Source organism: Luteitalea sp. (assembly GCA_009377605.1).
In the GTDB taxonomy this organism is placed as follows: domain Bacteria; phylum Acidobacteriota; class Vicinamibacteria; order Vicinamibacterales; family Vicinamibacteraceae; genus WHTT01.
The window spans coordinates 16,244-32,540 of sequence record WHTT01000045.1; the positions used below are offsets into that span (position 1 = coordinate 16,244).

Here is a 16,297-nt window from a genome sequence, read left to right on the forward strand (position 1 = left end):
TCCCTTGATCCCTTGACCCCTGTATGCTTGTGCATACCTGCCCGCCGTAGCCGGAACCGAGGAGAGGACCATGCTGCAGCCCCACAAGTGGTTCGTCTTCGCAGTACCGCTCTTCCTGTGTGCCGCGCTCATGTCTCCCGCGGCCGCCCAGTCGCAAGCCACCACGGGTGTCATCGAAGGCGTGGTCTCGGACGCCCAGGGAGGCCGTCTGGAGGGCGCCACTGTCGTCTTGCTGAACGCAGGCACCAACTTCACCCGTGAGCTCACGACCGACGCCGATGGCCGCTTCCGCGGCCTGCTCCTGCCGCTGGGGACGTATACGCTGACGGTCGCGCTCGATGGCTTCAGCACCTATGTGCAGGAAGCGGTCGAGCTTGCCGTCGGCCAGACACTCAACGTGCCGATCGTGCTGCAGTTGGCGTCCGTTCGGGAAGCCATCAAGGTGACCGGTGAGCCGCCGTTGATCGAGACGACCCGTGCCGAGCAGGCCACGCTCATCAACCAGCAGGCCGTGAGGAGCTTGCCGAACAACGGCCGAAACTTTCTCGCCTTCATGCAGCTCACGCCGGGCGTCACGATTGTCCAGGGGCCGGACGGTGACGAGATCAGCGTCAACGGCCAGAAGGGCATCAACAACAACATCTCGGTGGATGGGGCTGATTTCAACAACCCCTTCTTCGGCGAGCAGCGTGGCGGTCAGCGCCCAGCGTTTACGTTCAACCAGGATGCCATTCGCGAGATCGTCGTCGTCGCAGATGGCGCCGCACCGGAGTTTGGCAGGAGCGGTGGCGGCTTCGTGCAGGTCGTGACCAAGTCCGGCACCAACGATGTGACCGGATCGGCGCATCTCTTTGCCAAGCTCGACGAGATCGCCTCGGCCAACTCCGCCGGACAGGAGTTTCCGTTCGATCAGCAGCAGTTCGGGGCGACCGTAGGCGGTCCGCTGCAGCGCGACCGGCTGTTCTATTTCCTCGCCTATGACGAGCAGCGATTTCGCCAAACCAAGCAGCTCGATCCGGCGCGCATCGAGCCGCGTGTGGTCGATCTGTTCGCCGAGCTGGGGAGTCCCGACGAGAACGGTCCCATCGAGCGCACCAACGATGCCCGCGCACTGCTCGGCAAGGTCGATTATCAGCTCAACGCTGCGAACCTGCTGACCACGCGCTACGCCTATACGTGGAGCCGCCAGGAGAACGGAACGTTCGACGTGGACTCCTGGGGCCGCAGCGCGAACGGCCTCGAGCGCGACTTTTCGCATGCCGTCTCCGGTGCTCTCCAGTCGACGCTCTCAGGGTCGATGCTGAACGAGTTCCGGTTCCAGTTCGCGCGCGAGGATCGGCCCCGCCCGTATCCAGGGCCAACGGTCGCGGGCCAGTCCCGCCCGTTTCCGGACACCGCGTTCGACTTCGCGCGCGGCTATCGCTTTGGGATGCCGTTCTTCATTCCGGTCGAGTACTACGACACGCGCCTGCAGCTCACCAACAACCTCTCGTGGATTCTCGGCCGCCACACGATCAAAGCGGGCGGCGAGCTGACCCGCGTGAGCTCGGTGCAAACCTTCCTGGGCTTCGCGAATGGTCGGTACATCTTCACCAGCACGGACGGCTTTCTGAACTACGTCCGCTTCGGTCCGCGCTACGTCGAGTGCTCCGACGGGTCGACCAGCAGGGACGGATCCTGTCCCGCGGGCGCCGCCATCACGGGCCCATTGGACACCTACCTTCAACAGGCGGGCGTTGGGGGCCTGTCGGTCGAGGACGCGGGCACGCAGGACATCCCTCAGATCGAGCCATCCGTCTTCGTACAGGACACCTGGCAGCCCACCCGGACGCTCACCGTCCAGTACGGCCTGCGGTGGGAAGCGCAGCTCCAACCGGATCCAATCACCCCGCCGAGCGAGGTGTTCTACGCGCCGTTCATCGGCCAGCCTGGGTTTCCGTCTGACGGCACGATCCCCTCGGATACCGCGATGTGGCAGCCGCGGCTCGGGATCTCCTGGGACGTCCGCGGGAGTGGAAAGGAGGTGGTACGGGCGAACGCGGGCGTCTTCTACGCCCGTGTGCCGGGACTGTCGGTCGCCAGCTCGCGCTCCACCAACGGGAGCCGGGGGCAGACGCTGTTCCGTTCGAGCGCGCTCAACCAGTTCGGGATCACGCCGCCCACGTGGCCAGATCTCATTCCTGCATCGGAGATCTCCAATCCGGATCACCCGGACGTGTTCGTCTTCGACGAGGACTTCCAGAATCCGCGGACGTATTCGGCCACCATCGGCTACGAGCGTGAGCTGTTCACCAATCTGTCTGCCTTCGTCAGCTTCACGCACGCGAAGACCGTGCACGTCACGCGCTTCATCAATCGCAACGACCCGGTGTTGGGATCGCCGTGGAGCACGGGGCTGGGTGCCGACGACAGCAACGGCATCGCCGCGCTGACCACGGTCGAGAGCTCCGCCAAGTCGAAGTACGATGGGCTCACGGTTGGCATGACGAAGCGGTTCGCGAACGGCTATCAGTTTCAATGGAACTACACGCTGTCCCGCGACCTGTCGGACGATGACAATGAGCGCGACCCATTTTCGTTTCGCTACGCGCGCGCGGACAATCTCGCTGCCGAGTACAACTATTCGGACCGCGATCAGCGGCATCGCTTCAACGCATGGCTGTTGGCCGTCGTGGCCGGCGTCGAGATCAACACTCGTGTGTCGGCACGATCCGCGCAGCCGCAGTCGGTGGGCGACGTACCCGAAGATCGGATTCGAGCGGATGGGTCGATCATCAAGCGCAACACGGAGCGGAAGGACAACGAGTTCTTCACCTTGGATCTTCGCGTGACGCGCCCACTGCGGGTCGCTCGCGGCATCATGCTGGAGCCGATCTTCGAGGTCTTCAACCTCACCAACAGCCGCAACATCAGGCGCCCAGAAGTCACGAACCTCGTCTTCAACTTCGACGGAACGGTTCAGAGCGGCTTCGGCGATCCTCGGCAGATTCAGCTCGGCCTTCGAATGACCTTCTAAAGGTTCGAGGTTCAAGGCTTGGGGTTCAAGTGGGGGAGCGCTAGGGCACTAGACGGCTCTGGCCCGTTAAGAGGCACGGGAGCCTCGAGACGCCACATCAAAACCCGAAGCCCAAGCGTTGGACTCCATACCTTGCACCTCGAACCTCGAACCTCGAACCTCCCTGTTCGGTCTGGGCGCGGCGAGCGTTGTAGAAGAGGAAGAGCACACTTGTCTCTGGGAACGCCAGCACCGTGGCTGGCGTCCAATAGCTAAGCGAGTGTGCGAGCTCGATGGGAATTGGACTTGACTCCTGTCGAGCACGATGTACCCTTGGAGAGGATTAGGACATGGTAGCGTCGGCTGCGTGGTGGGGACCCCGCAGACCGAGCTCGAGCTTCCAGTCCGCCGGTTCAATGCTCAACTATACGGATTGTCTACGTCGCCTAATCGGCGATGTCGTTGTTCGTGTGCCGGCGCTCGGTCATATTGATGCCTCGCGCCTCTTGGTGTTTGCCCGTGTCGGGCGCACGGGCGCAGACGGCCCGATTGCGACCTGTCACTGCCTGACGTTGCCGGAGAGCGAGCCCGGCTATTACTTCTGGCAGGATGTCGAGACGGGGCGTGTGCTTCGCCGGTCTGTCTGGTTCGTCGCCAAGACACCGGCTGTCATCATCGGCGGGCACCCGGTCCAGTACATGCTGTCGTTCGCGTTGCCCCGCTTCTGCGATCAGCGGTTGAGCTGCTCTCGACGCAAGCAGGCGCTCTACGCGGACGCGCCCGATTGGCTCGCCAAGCTCGACACCATCGTGCACGAGCTCTATCACATCGACCCATCCGGCACGGGCCTCCGACTGATGAACAACGGCAGCGGATGCCGCTATCACTCGCCGGCGTTCCTCGACAACGTCGCGCAGCTCGTGCGAGCGTACCTCGCCTCGGGGCCGGACCCCGAGCTCTACCACTTTCTGCGTGGCGACTTCGACCAGCTCGCCGCACGTTACGGCACCATCGTCGGTACGACCTTCCGCACCTCTTACCCGCAGCGCTATCTCGAGGTGCTGCCTCAACAGCCTCTGGAGCCGCAAGTCGATGTGGTGCCGCTCAAGGCACCGGCGCGCCGCGCTCAATACACCGACGCGGATCTCGCCTTACGCAGATTCTCCGTTCTTGGCTGCCGCCGCGTGGCGGCGTCCGACGCGTCACGCGCCGCGTAAGCCCGCTCATCGCGCCGATGGCAGCCGTCGCGCACCAGCGAAGCGACCTGCCCAGTACATGGACGAGAGCTGTTCGATGCGCACGACTCCACTCGACGTGGGAGCGTGAACAAAGCTGCCGTTGCCGTTGGCGATGCCGACGTGTGAGATACGGCGGCCGTTCGTGCGGAAGAACACCAGGTCGCCGGCCGCAATCGCATCACGCTCGACGCTGAGGCTTTCCTTGAAGAGATCCCGCACCGTACGGGGGACCTCCGACCCGGTCTGGCCGAAGACGTAGTAGACGAGACCACTGCAATCGAAGCCGGCGGGCGTCGCGCCGCCGGACCGGTACGGCGTGCCAAGCAGAGTCCGCGCCCGCTCGAAGGCCGTGGCGCCGACGGCCGTGCCGCCCGGCGACGGGACCGGTGCGCTGGGCGCCCGGCGGGCGCCCGGAAATGGGCTGGGCTCGTACTCCTTACCCGCGCAGGCAGCGAGCAGGATGAGGAGCCCCACGATGGAGGTTAGCCGGCAGGTCCGCACGACAATCGTATCGGCCACATGATGATAATCGACAGAGGGCGAGGGGCCTAAAGGCCGCGCGTCTAGACCGCTCAACCCGTTGTTTGCAGGCGTGTTACGCCTGCCCACTGCTTGACAGCCGTAGGCTGGTCCGACGACACTATCAATGACGAGCAGGCATCTATGGAGCAAACGCTCCTTCTCAACGCGACCTATGAGCCCCTCAAGGTCGTCCACTGGCAAAAGGCGATCACCCTCTGGTTTCAGGGGAAGGTCGAGATCGTCGCCGTGTATGACCGCGAGGTCCGGTCGGTCAGCTTCAGCATCAAGCTGCCCTCGGTCATCCGCCTGCTGCGTCACATCCGTCTGAAACGCAAGTTCGACGAGGTGCCGTTCTCGCGCGCGAATATCTATGCGCGTGACGAGTACTCCTGCCAGTACTGTGGCCGGCGCTTCCTGCCTGTCGATCTCACCTTCGACCACGTCATCCCCGTCGCTCAAGGTGGTCGCAAGACGTGGGAGAACATCGTCACTTCTTGTGTGTCGTGCAACCGTGCGAAGGGGGGACGCACGCCGGCCCAGGCCGGTCTGCACCTCGTCCGCCCGCCTCGGCGGCCGACGCACGCGCCGGCCTTGCGCATTAGCATTGGGTTGCGTCAGACGCCGGACAGCTGGCGAGACTACCTCTACTGGCATGTGGAGCTCGACGATACGTGATCCGCCGTGTCACGCCGTCGATGGCCATCGAGGGGGGCCGCTTGCGGATCGAGGGCGAGCGGTTGCTCGCCGGCGGCGGGTTGCCGGCGGTCTCGATCGCGGGTCGCCTTGCACGCCTCGAGCGCGCGTCGCCGACAACCCTGATCGTGACAGTGCCGCCGGGTACCGCTAGCGGCGTGCAACCCATCACGCACGACGGCTACGCGAATCAGGCGGAGCTCGTGGAAATCGGGGCGCCGTTTGTCAGCGGTATTCACCAGGTCGACAATCCGGTATTCGATCGCCGCGGATGGCTGTACGTGACGTACAGCGGAAGTCGGGGCCAGTCAGCGCCGGTCTCGATATTTCGCGTGATGCGCGACGGCAGCCGCCAGCCCTTCGTGATCGGGATCACGAATCCGACGTCGCTCGCCGTGGACGGCGCCGGCCGCTTGCACGTCACGAGCCGCTTCGACGGCACCGTGTATCGGATCAACGAGGAGGGAGGCTTCACGGTGGCGGCGTCGGAGCTCGGCATTGCGTGCGGTCTCGCGTTCGACGAGCGCAACGTCATGTACGTCGGGGACCGGACGGGCACGATCTTCCGCATCGAGGAGGGTGGCCGGGCACGGATATTCGCGACGCTACCACCAAGCATTGCGGCGTTTCACCTCGCGGTCGCGCCCGATGGCACGCTCGCCGCCACGGGACCGACGCCCGGATCGCGCGATCCCGTGTACCGCATCGACCGTGACGGACATGTCGATGTCCTCTACGACGGCTTTGGCCGGCCGCAAGGTCTAGCCTTCGACTCGAGCGGCGTGCTCTACGTTACCGAGGCGCTCGCAGGCCGCAGCGGTATCTACCGGCTCCATGGCATCAATGGTGCCGGCGTCGCCGCCGAGCTGCTCCTCTCCGGTCCGAACCTCATCGGCATGGCATTCGACCCCCAAGGTGGCCTCGCCGTTTCGACCAACGATACGGTGTACCGGCTTACGGGCGGGGCCCAGGCCTAACGAGAAACCGGGACTGCCCGGGACTGCCCGGGACTGCCCAGGACTGCCCTCGTTTTCTCATCGTAAGAACGTGGAAACGAGGGCTGTCCCCGTTTCTCGTCAGCTACCGTGGTACAATTGTGCGTTTGAACCGTCGGCGATAGCCTCGACAGAGGGGCTGCGCCGACAGGCCATTCCTGCATGGACGACGAACGCATCGCCATCCGCGGCGCGCGGGTGCACAACCTGAAGAACATCGATGTCGATCTCCCGCGCGAGAGGCTCGTGGTTGTCACGGGCCTTTCCGGATCTGGGAAGTCTTCTCTCGCCTTCGACACGCTCTATGCCGAGGGCCAGCGGCGCTACGTCGAGTCGATGTCCGCCTATGCTCGCCAATTTCTCGAGCAGATGGAGAAGCCGGACGTCGATCTCGTTTCCGGCCTCTCGCCCGCGATTGCGATCGAGCAGAAGACTACGGCGTCCAATCCACGGTCGACGGTCGGGACCGTCACCGAGATCTACGACTATCTCAGGCTGCTCTTCGCGAACATTGGTGTTCCGCACTGCCCGCAGTGCGGCCGCGCCATCGCCACACAGTCCGCCGAAGAGATCGTGGATCTCATCATTGCCTACCCGCCCGAAGAACGCCTGAACGTGCTCGCACCGATCGTCCGTGGGCGCAAGGGTGAGTTCAAGAAGGAGCTCGCGGCCCTTCGGCAGCGCGGGTTCACCCGCGGCCGTATCGACGGGCGCCTGCGATCGCTGGAAGAGGAGATCAAGCTCGATCGGCGGCGCAATCACTCGATAGAGGTGCTGGTCGATCGTCTGGTGATCAAGGCCGGCATCGAGCGGCGACTTACCGAGTCGATCGAGCTCGCCCTCACCCTGGGTGACGGCCTCGTGATCATCAATACGCTGGAGGGGGGCGATCGACTCCACTCGCGCAAGATGGCCTGTGTCGATTGCGGCATCAGCGTGCCAGAGATGACGCCGCGCGCCTTTTCGTTCAACTCACCGCACGGCGCATGCCCGGCGTGTCAAGGCCTCGGTTTGGTGCACGACTTCGACCCGGCGCGCGTCGTTCCAGATGACCGCAAATCGCTCGCAGAGGGCGCCATCGCGCCGTGGGTGCACGGAGACCGGGCGTTCGTGACGCAGGCCCTGACACGGCTGCGGGAGGTCTTTGGGATCGATCCGGACGTCCCGTTTCGGAGCTTGCCGAAGAAGGCGCGGGATGTGCTCTTCTGGGGCGCTCAGACACACGCCTCCGCGCTTCGCGCTACGGCGGACAAGTCCGCTGCTTCCGCGCTGCGCGCCACGGCGGGCAAGTCGGCGTACAAAACAGGACGCCGAGCGCGGGGCGAGGCTGCGGCGAAGTCTTCGCAAACGCGGACAGACCCGTTCGGGCACGCCTTCGAAGGCCTGGTGCCCAACCTTCGTCGCCGTTACGAGCAGGGCTCCTGGGCCGAGCGTGAGCGACTCGAGATCTACCGGGCCCTTGCGACCTGTCCGGTATGCCAGGGCGGGCGGCTGCGGGCCGAGAGTCGTGCAGTCCGCGTCAAGGACTACACGTTGCCGGAGATCACCGCACAACCGATCGCGCGTGCGCTGGAGCTGGTCGAGCGGCTGACATTGACGGAGCGCGAGACGCTCGTTGCCGGCCGCATCCTGCGCGAGATTCGTGAGCGTGTGCGGTTTCTCGTCGACGTCGGTGTGGGCTATCTGACGCTCAGCCGGTCGGCCGCAACGCTCTCTGGCGGTGAGGGGCAGCGGATTCGGCTCGCAACCCAGATTGGCGCGAGCCTGACCGGTGTGCTGTACGTGCTCGACGAGCCCTCGATCGGTCTGCATCACCGTGACAACCATCGGCTGCTGCAAACGCTCGTGAGGCTGCGCGACCTGGGGAACACGGTCGTTGTCGTGGAGCATGACGAGGAAACCATCCGGACGGCCGACTGGGTGATCGATCTCGGGCCTGGCGCCGGCGAGCACGGCGGTTACTTGATCTTCCAGGGGCGTCCCGAGGCGCTGACAAATGGCGCTGCGGACGTGCGCGCAGTGAGCCCGGCAGACTCGCTTGCGGTGAGCAACGTCGAACCGCGTGTGACGAGCGAGGGTGAATCGGGTGCTGCGCGCACCATGGCATCTCCTGGGATGAGCGTAGTCGAATCCCTCACTGGCCAGTATCTGCGCGGCGATCGCGTGATTCCCGCGCGGGCCGTTCGGCGGCGGCCCGGCAAGGCAGCCTTGCGCGTCGTTGGCGCGCGCGCCCATAACCTCAAGAATATCGACGTCGCCTTTCCGCTTGGTCTCTTCCTGGCGGTGACGGGAGTGAGCGGCTCGGGCAAGTCAACCCTCGTCAACGACATTCTCTACAAGGCGCTTGCGCGCGAGCTTTATCGCGCGGCGGATGAACCGGGCCCACATCGTGCGATCGAGGGGCTCGACCTCATCGACAAAGTCATTCAGATCGACCAATCCCCGATCGGTCGGACGCCGCGATCGAACCCAGCGACCTACATCGGACTCTTCACGTTCATTCGGGACCTCTTTGCGATGTTGCCGGAGGCGCGTGCGCGCGGCTACCGGCCGGGTCGCTTCTCGTTCAACGTCAAGGGCGGCCGGTGTGAAGCCTGTCAAGGCGATGGAGTCATGGCCATCGAGATGCACTTCTTGCCGAATGTCTATGTGACCTGCGAGCAGTGCAAGGGACGACGCTACAACAAAGAGACGCTCGAGGTGAAGTACCGAGGAAAGTCGATTGCCGATATCCTCGACCTGACCGTCGATCAAGCAGTACCGCTGCTGGAGAGCTTCCCGCCGATTGCCACCAAGCTACGCACATTGCAGCAGGTTGGGCTCGGCTACATCGAGCTGGGGCAGTCGGCGACAACGTTGAGCGGAGGCGAGGCGCAACGGGTCAAGCTCGCCAAGGAGCTGTCGCGCCGCAGCACGGGACGAACCGTCTACATGCTCGACGAGCCCACGACCGGTCTGCATTTCGAGGATATTCGGAAGCTGCTGGAAGTGCTGCACCAACTGGTCGACCAGGGAAACACGGTCCTCATCATCGAGCACAATCTCGATGTCGTCCGCTCGGCGGACCACATCATCGACCTCGGTCCGGAGGGTGGCGATGGCGGCGGGCGCGTCGTGGCCGAGGGCACGCCCGAGCAGGTGATACGGGCTCGTGGGTCGCACACGGGTCGGTGTCTTGCCGATCTCGAAGGTCACCGCCAAAAGCTCGGCCGTACTGGCACTGCCTGAGGAGAAGGGAGAGTCTCGGACTCACGTACATCTTGGCGTGCTGTGGTAATTCCGACACAGTGATCCGCCTCTAGAGCGTGGTCCAACTGCAACAGGCTTTTGGAGCCGACTTAGGCTTTCTTGGATCGTTCCAGCCCGAAGATGTGAAGAATCAGTAGGTTATATCGGGTTGCCTTGTGCCCGTGATGTTAGGCATCTGTCTTGCTTAAGGGGCATCCGATATTTTGCGGCTTGCCGCCTTTTGTCCTTTTTTGTGACGAGGGGAGATGAATCCTCAGCGGACTGTTCGTCGAGCCATTCCTTGTGCCGGTATTGGATTGCATTCAGGTAATCGGGTCACATTGACTCTCCGGCCGGCACCCGCCAATCACGGCATTCGATTCAAGCGCACGGATCTCGGCGGACTCGAGATTCGCGCGACGGTGGCGAATGTCGCCACCATGCACTACGCAACGGGCCTGGCTCGGGACGAGGGGAGTGTTGACACGGTTGAGCACTTGCTTGCGGCGCTGGTCAGTCAAGGCATTGACAACGTCAGCGTCGAGCTCAACACTCCCGAGGTCCCGATCATGGACGGTAGTGCGGCGCCGTTCGTCTATCTCATCCATGAAGCAGGCCTCAAGAACTCAGGGGCTTCTCGCAAGTATTTGAAGGTGCTGCGGCCAATTTCCCTCGGTCGCGGCGACAAACAAATCGTGGTCTATCCCGCCGACGACTTCCGGGTGACTTACACGATCAGCTTCGATCATCCGCTGCTGCGGCACCAGGCGCGGTCGATCCGGGTGACAGCAGAGTCGTTTGCCGAGGATATCGCGCCCGCGCGGACGTTCGGCTTCCTCAAAGAGGTCGAGATGCTGCGGCAGCGAGGCCTCGCGCTCGGGGGCTCGCTGGACAATGCGGTCGTCCTTGGTGAAACGGGCGTCCTGAACAACACGCTGCGCTTCGCCGACGAGTTCGTCCGGCACAAGATCCTTGACGTGATTGGCGACCTCGCACTGGTGGGGTACCCGATCGTCGGCCACGTGGTGGCGCAGCGCGGAGGGCACGCGCTCCACACCGCCTTTGCCACCAAGATCCTCGCCGAGCGCGACGCGTGGTGCTTGATCGAGGCGCCAGCCGGCGGGCCGGTCGAATCCGTCGTGCCACAGCCAGCGGCCATCGGCCTGCCGGTGCCCGCCAAGGCCAATGCATGACGAAGGTAGGGCCGCCTCGCCGAGGCGGCCGTTTCGCGCCTCGCCGTGACGGCGCGGGAGGCTGACGCGCGCTACCATTCCTATCACCCTCTCACCCCGTCACGAGGTCCTCGAGTCACCCTCCTGCTGCGCGAGACGCCGCATGAAGGCGCCCAGGCGCTCGTTTTCGTAGGTCACTGTGTTCAGGAACAAGCTCTCGACCAGATAGCGGCGCTGGTCGTCTGGGTCCATTTGTCCGACCAGATGCGTGACCTCGCGCATCATGTCCTCGAATGTGCGCTCGAGCTCGTGGCGGAGCGTCACCTCTTGAAACAGCGTTTCGAGGATCGCCAACAAGTCGCCATCGAGGTCGATTTCGACGTCCGATGTCGTCTTAATTTTGCGCATGCGGACCCCCGAAGCTCTTGACGGCGCTCGCCTCATCCGTGTGGAGTGGGATGAAGTTCTGCGCACCGGTCATTGTCAGCATCGTCTCCACACGCCGCTGCACACCGCAGAGCCGCAACGCACCTCCGGCAGCCGTGATCTGCCGGTACAGATCCATCAAGCAACCGATCGTGGCGCTGTCGATGTAGTCGACCGTGGAGAAGTCGATGAGCACTTTCCGGGCACCGTCGTCCACGAGCGTGGTCACGGCGGCGGAGAAGTCTGCGAGCACCGGATACATCATCCGCGTCTCGCCGACCCGCACAATAGAGATGCCCTCTCGATCCTCAGTGGTGAGGTTCATTCGCGTGCTCCTGTCTCACGAGCGTTTGCCGCCGCCGCCGCGCGTGCCGCGGCGTCGGCCTGCAACCGCTTGATCTGTCGCGTCAGCTCCGATCGTCCACGGTTGATGCGCGATTTTACCGTGCCTTCCGGGAGGTCCAGACGCGCCGCGATCTCTTGATACGACAGCTCCTGGATGTCGCGCAACAGCACGGCCGAGCGCAGCGTTGGCGCAAGCCGGTCGAGCGCGCGCCGCAGCAGCGCTCGCTGGTCGTCGTGCTCGAGCTGCGCGTACGGGCCGGCATCCGATGTGGCGGCCGGCATGGTGGAGGCATCGATCTCGCGTGCAATCGTTTCCCGCTCCTTGCGCACGCTCCGGTAGTGATCGATGCAAAGGTTCCGGGAGACGCTGATGAGCCAGGTCTGGAAGTTCGCGCGCCGGTCGAAGGTTCCCAGCGAGCGGAAGATCTTCAGAAAGATGTCCTGCGTGAGGTCTTCCGCCTCGTCATGTTTTCCCACGAACTTGTACGCGACGTTGAAGACTTTCCGCCAGTGCTGGCGCACGATCGCTTCCCACGCCACCTGGTTGCCTTGCAGGCAGCGCTCGATCAGCGCGTTGACAGCCGCCGCGTCAGACGTGGAGAAATCGGGTGACATGGGCACAGGCGCGCTGAGCGCAAGGGAGGCGGCGGGATGATATCACAGTGGAGCTCGGCGCCCCCAGGCGGCTCGACCGAGGACGGGGCACCCCCGGGGCCCCAGCACGCTGCGCCCCAGCACGCTGCGCCCCGCCACCCTGATAAGATCCAACGAGCATGGCTGAGGCAGTGACATCACCAAACGCGGCCGCTTCCAGCGCCACGGTCGGCTTTACGTATGAAAACGACGTGCTCCGCTGTGACGGTCTGCCGATCGACGACATCGCGAACGAGGTGACAACCCCTTGCTATCTCTACAGTGCCGGCACTATTGGCCTGCGGTATCGGCTGTTCGCCGCCGCGCTCGCTGACACGCCGCACGCTCTTCATTATGCGTTGAAGGCGAACTCCACGCTGGCGCTCGTCGAGCTGCTGAGATCGTTGGGCGTCCGGGCGGACGCCAACTCGGTGGGCGAGATCGAGGTGGCGCTCAGGGCGGGGTTCGCGCCCCGCGACATCGTGTTCACTGGCGTCGGGAAGTCGCGGCACGAGCTCGCACGTGCGGTCGGCCTCGATGTGCAGGCTATCAACGCCGAGTCTGCGGGCGAGCTCGCGCGCATCGACGAGCTCGCCCAGGCGCAAGGGCGCAGCGCCCGCGTCGCGCTGCGTGTCAATCCTGATGTCGATCCCGAGACGCACCCGCACATCTCGACGGGCCAGAGACACAACAAGTTCGGGGTCCCGATCGCTGACGTGCCGGCGCTCGTCCGCACCATGCATGCGCGCGCAGGCCTGCACGTCGTTGGACTACACGTGCACCTCGGCTCCCAAATGACGAGCCTCGAGCCCATCTCGCGCGCTGTCGCGGCGATCGTGCCGATCGCCCGTGCGCTCAAGGCGGACAATGTGCCGCTGGATCATCTGGATCTCGGTGGTGGGCTGGGCATCTCGTACGATGAAGCGCCAGTGCCGGACTTCCAGGCTTACGCGGCGATCCTCGAAGCGGCTGCCCGTGATACCGGTCTTTCCCTGGTTCTCGAGCCGGGCCGCGCGCTCATTGGTCCAGCAGGCGCGCTGGTTGCCCGCGTCGTGGATGTCAAGCCGCACCACGCGGGCCACTTCGTGGTCCTCGATGCCGGGATGACCGAGCTCTTGCGCCCGGCGCTCTATGGCGCGTTTCACCGCATCGTTCCCGTCGAGCGTCGAGACTCGCCAGTCGCCACCTGCGACATCGTCGGACCGGTGTGCGAAAGCAGCGACATCCTCGGGCTGGCTCGACGGATCCCTTTGCCGCAGGTGGACGATCTCGTCGCCATTCTCGATGCCGGAGCCTATGGCTCCGCCATGGCTTCGAACTACAATCGCCGCCCGTTCCCGGTAGAGGTGCTGGTCCAGGATGGCGCGTGGCGCATCATCCGGCGCCGACAAAGCGTCGATGACATGCTCGCCAGCGAGATCTAAGGTTGGGTAGGGCCGCCTCGCCGAGGCGGCCGTTACCTCTCCTGACGGCGCGTTCGGCGAACGCGCCCTACCTTTGTGTTCGGCGAACGGCGCCCATCGTGTCGTCACTGTGGAGGAGACGTGCTCATTGCCGTTGAGGGGGTCGATCAGAGCGGCAAGCAGACGCAGGTAGAGGCGCTCGCGCAGCATTTGCGTGAGCGACACCAGCGCGTCGAGACGCTGGAATTCCCCGTCTACACCACGCCCATTGGGCAGGAGATCCGCGCCGCGCTCGCGAGTGAGCGGAGCTTCCCGCCCGACGTTCTCCAGCTCCTCTTTGTTGCGAATCGTGGAGAGCTACGGCCGCAGATCGAGGCTTGGTTGGCCGATGGCGCTCACGTCATCTGTGATCGCTACGTCGCCTCATCTGTCGCCTACGGAGAAGCACAAGGCCTCGATCCGAGATGGCTGCGAGACATTCAGCGCTTTCTTCCGCGGCCAGGCCTGACAGTGCTGCTCGACATCACGCCGTCCGTTGCAGCCCTTCGCAAGCAGCGGGGACGCGATCGATTCGAAGCGGACCTCGCCTTGCTCGAGCGCGTGCGCGAAAGTTATCTCCGCCAAGCTCGTGAGGGAAAGTGGATCACCGTCGACGCCTCGCAGAAGAAGGAGGAGGTCGCCCTGGCCGTTCGCGCTGCCCTCGCCCCCCCTGGATCCCTGGATCCCTGGATCCCTGGATCCCTGGATCCCCTGATCCCTTGATCCCTTGATCCCTTGCCCCCTTACCCCTTGCCGTCGACTATCGCCTCCACCAAGCGCTGCAAGTAGAAATTCTCACGCTGGTGAATCGATGGGTGCGTGGTCGGGAGCTTTTCGACGGTTTCTTTGACCTCCGCCGGCAAGGCCTCGACGTGGCACAGAGAATTCAAGGCGAGAACACTTTCATAGAAGCCAGACCGCGTCACGTCGGCCGTTTCGACGAGCACATCGATTGCACGGCGTTGCGAGACCTCGGATCCGTACCGCGCCAACACTTCGGCGGCCATGATTCGTGGACCCGGCGCCTCGTCCTCGAGTAGGTCGGTGAGCTCGTCGGCAGCAGCCGACACGGCGTCACCTTCGCGAATGAGCATGCCCATCGCGGCCCAATACCGCACCGCCGGATCAGCATCCGTCAGCCCTTGTCGAATCACATCGAGCGGCACGCGTGCATCCGATGCCTGCATGGCCATCGTCCGCACCCGGTCCAGATCGTAGCGGCGCTCGTCGTGGCCCATCTCGTAGGGCGTGCTCGAGGCTGCGCGGCGGCGCATTTCGTACTCCGGCAGGAAGCCGACATCGCGAATCGTTGCAGCATGCCCGTCCAGTGCGCGCCGCAGGCGCTCTAGCACCGTGCGATGAGTGCTCGACGCGGCGAGGTTGTGCACTTCATCCGGATCGGCTGTCAAGTCGTACAGCTCTTCGGGCGGCTTCGTTTCCCAGAAGAAGGTGCGCGGCGGCTCGAGCTTCCCCTCGTCGTACAAGCGCTTCCAGACCTGTGTCGTAGGCGTCTCGAACATGTACGAGAGATACTGTCCGTAGATGCGATGCGGTAGGTAGTTTCGGATGTAGATGTAGCGCTGATCTCGAACGGAGCGGACCATGTCATATCGCTCATCCATGCGTCCCCGAACACCGAACGCGAATGCCGGCGCTGGCTGGTCCAACCGTCCAAAGAAGGCGTGCCCTTGCATCCACGCAGGCACCTCGAGACCCACGACGCTGAGCATCGTGGGTGCGAGATCGACGAAGCCCACGAGGCGTGTGCTGGTGCCGCCAGCCTCGTAGCCGTCTGGGGCGAGGTGACGAAACTTCGGCGGCACGTAGGCGAGGAGCGGGACGCGCAGCCCCGAGTTGTACGGCCACCGCTTCAGGCGCGGCAACCCTGCGCCGTGATCGCCGAAATAGATGACGATGGTGTCGTCGGCCAGGCCGTCGGCCTCTAGCTCCGCCAGGCGCTCACCAACCACACGGTCCATCTCGGTCATCTTGTCGTGATACTGCGCCCAGTCCTCGCGTACTTCGCGCGTGTCTGGATGATAGGCGGGCAGGGGGGCCTTGGCGGGATCATGCACCCACGTGTGCGGACGGCTGCGGATCTGGCTCTCGTGCGTGAGGGTGATGTTGAACACCGCGAAGAACGGCTTGCCCTGCGGCCGGTTGCGCCAATGCGCGGTCTTCGACGAGTCGTCCCAGACCTTGCCGGTCTTCTCGATGTTGTAATCCTCCTTCACGTTGTTCGACGTGTAGTAGCCGGCCTGACGCAAGAGCTCGGGAAACATGCGCATCGACGCCGGCAGGCGCACCATGCTTCGCATGTGCTCCGATCCGGTGGAGGAGGGATACATCCCCGTGATAATTGCCGTACGCGCTGGCGCGCAGACGGGCGCAGTCGACCAGGCGTTCAGATAGCGCAGCCCACGTGACGCGAGCCGGTCGAGATTCGGCGTGGTGGCGTACGTGTCGCCGTACGCACCGAGATTCGGACCGTTGTCCTCGCTCGTAATCCAGAGGATATTTGGGCGGGCAGCTTGCTGCGCGAGGGCCGGAGGAGCGGCAATCGCCACGAGGAGACAGGCGGCCGCCATCAGACGAGCGATCGTGATGC

13 protein-coding genes are annotated in these 16,297 nt (G+C 64.2%); 8 read left to right on the forward strand and 5 right to left on the reverse strand.

What is annotated here, in order from left to right; all coding sequences use genetic code 11:
* Nucleotides 1-70: 70 nt before the first annotated feature.
* Together GEV06_15760 and GEV06_15765 are read left to right on the forward strand one after the other, a co-directional pair.
* Nucleotides 71-3,016 carry a TonB-dependent receptor plug domain-containing protein gene (locus tag GEV06_15760; GenBank protein ID MPZ19350.1) on the forward strand — a complete coding sequence of 982 codons (2,946 nt, stop codon included), beginning with the start codon at nucleotides 71-73 and terminating at the stop codon, nucleotides 3,014-3,016.
* Nucleotides 3,017-3,345: 329 nt separating this feature from the next.
* A complete protein-coding gene (locus tag GEV06_15765; GenBank protein ID MPZ19351.1) occupies nucleotides 3,346-4,212 on the forward strand; it encodes a hypothetical protein in 867 nt (288 codons plus the stop codon).
* Between the two features lie 6 nt (nucleotides 4,213-4,218).
* Here the strand turns inward: GEV06_15765 and GEV06_15770 are convergent, their stop codons facing one another.
* On the reverse strand, nucleotides 4,219-4,734 hold the full coding sequence (locus GEV06_15770; GenBank protein ID MPZ19352.1) for a hypothetical protein: 516 nt from the start codon (nucleotides 4,732-4,734) through the stop codon (nucleotides 4,219-4,221).
* A 162-nt stretch (nucleotides 4,735-4,896) separates the two neighbouring features.
* Between GEV06_15770 and GEV06_15775 the strand changes: the two genes are divergently transcribed.
* The 4 genes from GEV06_15775 to GEV06_15790 all read left to right on the forward strand — a co-directional run bounded on the left by GEV06_15775 (nucleotide 4,897) and on the right by GEV06_15790 (nucleotide 10,864).
* Nucleotides 4,897-5,430, forward strand: coding sequence for an HNH endonuclease (locus GEV06_15775; GenBank protein ID MPZ19353.1), 534 nt, complete (start codon nucleotides 4,897-4,899; stop codon nucleotides 5,428-5,430).
* A complete protein-coding gene (locus GEV06_15780; protein MPZ19354.1) occupies nucleotides 5,427-6,425 on the forward strand; it encodes a gluconolaconase in 999 nt (332 codons plus the stop codon). Before GEV06_15775 ends, GEV06_15780 begins: the two co-directional genes overlap by 4 nt.
* A gap of 180 nt (nucleotides 6,426-6,605) precedes the next feature.
* On the forward strand, nucleotides 6,606-9,671 hold the full coding sequence (locus GEV06_15785) for an excinuclease ABC subunit UvrA (GenBank protein MPZ19355.1): 3,066 nt from the start codon (nucleotides 6,606-6,608) through the stop codon (nucleotides 9,669-9,671).
* Between the two features lie 266 nt (nucleotides 9,672-9,937).
* Nucleotides 9,938-10,864: a UDP-3-O-acyl-N-acetylglucosamine deacetylase gene (locus tag GEV06_15790; GenBank protein ID MPZ19356.1), complete on the forward strand. Its 927-nt coding sequence runs from the start codon at nucleotides 9,938-9,940 to the stop codon at nucleotides 10,862-10,864.
* Between the two features lie 99 nt (nucleotides 10,865-10,963).
* Here the strand turns inward: GEV06_15790 and GEV06_15795 are convergent, their stop codons facing one another.
* From GEV06_15795 to GEV06_15805, 3 genes are read right to left on the reverse strand one after another with little or no spacing between them, the layout of a single operon-like run.
* On the reverse strand, nucleotides 10,964-11,251 hold the full coding sequence (locus GEV06_15795) for a hypothetical protein (protein ID MPZ19357.1): 288 nt from the start codon (nucleotides 11,249-11,251) through the stop codon (nucleotides 10,964-10,966).
* Nucleotides 11,238-11,594, reverse strand: a complete 357-nt coding sequence (locus GEV06_15800; GenBank protein ID MPZ19358.1) for an anti-sigma factor antagonist — start codon at nucleotides 11,592-11,594, stop codon at nucleotides 11,238-11,240. The genes GEV06_15795 and GEV06_15800 overlap by 14 nt, the downstream gene beginning before the upstream one ends.
* Nucleotides 11,591-12,229 (reverse strand): sigma-70 family RNA polymerase sigma factor, encoded by a 639-nt coding sequence (locus GEV06_15805; GenBank protein MPZ19359.1) that lies wholly within the window; start codon nucleotides 12,227-12,229, stop codon nucleotides 11,591-11,593. The genes GEV06_15800 and GEV06_15805 overlap by 4 nt, the downstream gene beginning before the upstream one ends.
* A gap of 158 nt (nucleotides 12,230-12,387) precedes the next feature.
* Between GEV06_15805 and lysA the strand changes: the two genes are divergently transcribed.
* Together lysA and tmk are read left to right on the forward strand one after the other, a co-directional pair.
* Nucleotides 12,388-13,671, forward strand: a complete 1,284-nt coding sequence (gene lysA / locus GEV06_15810; GenBank protein MPZ19360.1) for a diaminopimelate decarboxylase — start codon at nucleotides 12,388-12,390, stop codon at nucleotides 13,669-13,671.
* 75 nt (nucleotides 13,672-13,746) lie between these two features.
* Nucleotides 13,747-14,412, forward strand: a complete 666-nt coding sequence (gene tmk / locus GEV06_15815) for a dTMP kinase (GenBank protein MPZ19361.1) — start codon at nucleotides 13,747-13,749, stop codon at nucleotides 14,410-14,412.
* A gap of 20 nt (nucleotides 14,413-14,432) precedes the next feature.
* Here tmk and GEV06_15820 read toward each other — a convergent pair whose 3' ends face one another.
* Nucleotides 14,433-16,289 (reverse strand): sulfatase-like hydrolase/transferase, encoded by a 1,857-nt coding sequence (locus GEV06_15820; protein MPZ19362.1) that lies wholly within the window; start codon nucleotides 16,287-16,289, stop codon nucleotides 14,433-14,435.
* Between the last annotated feature and the right edge of the window lie 8 nt (nucleotides 16,290-16,297).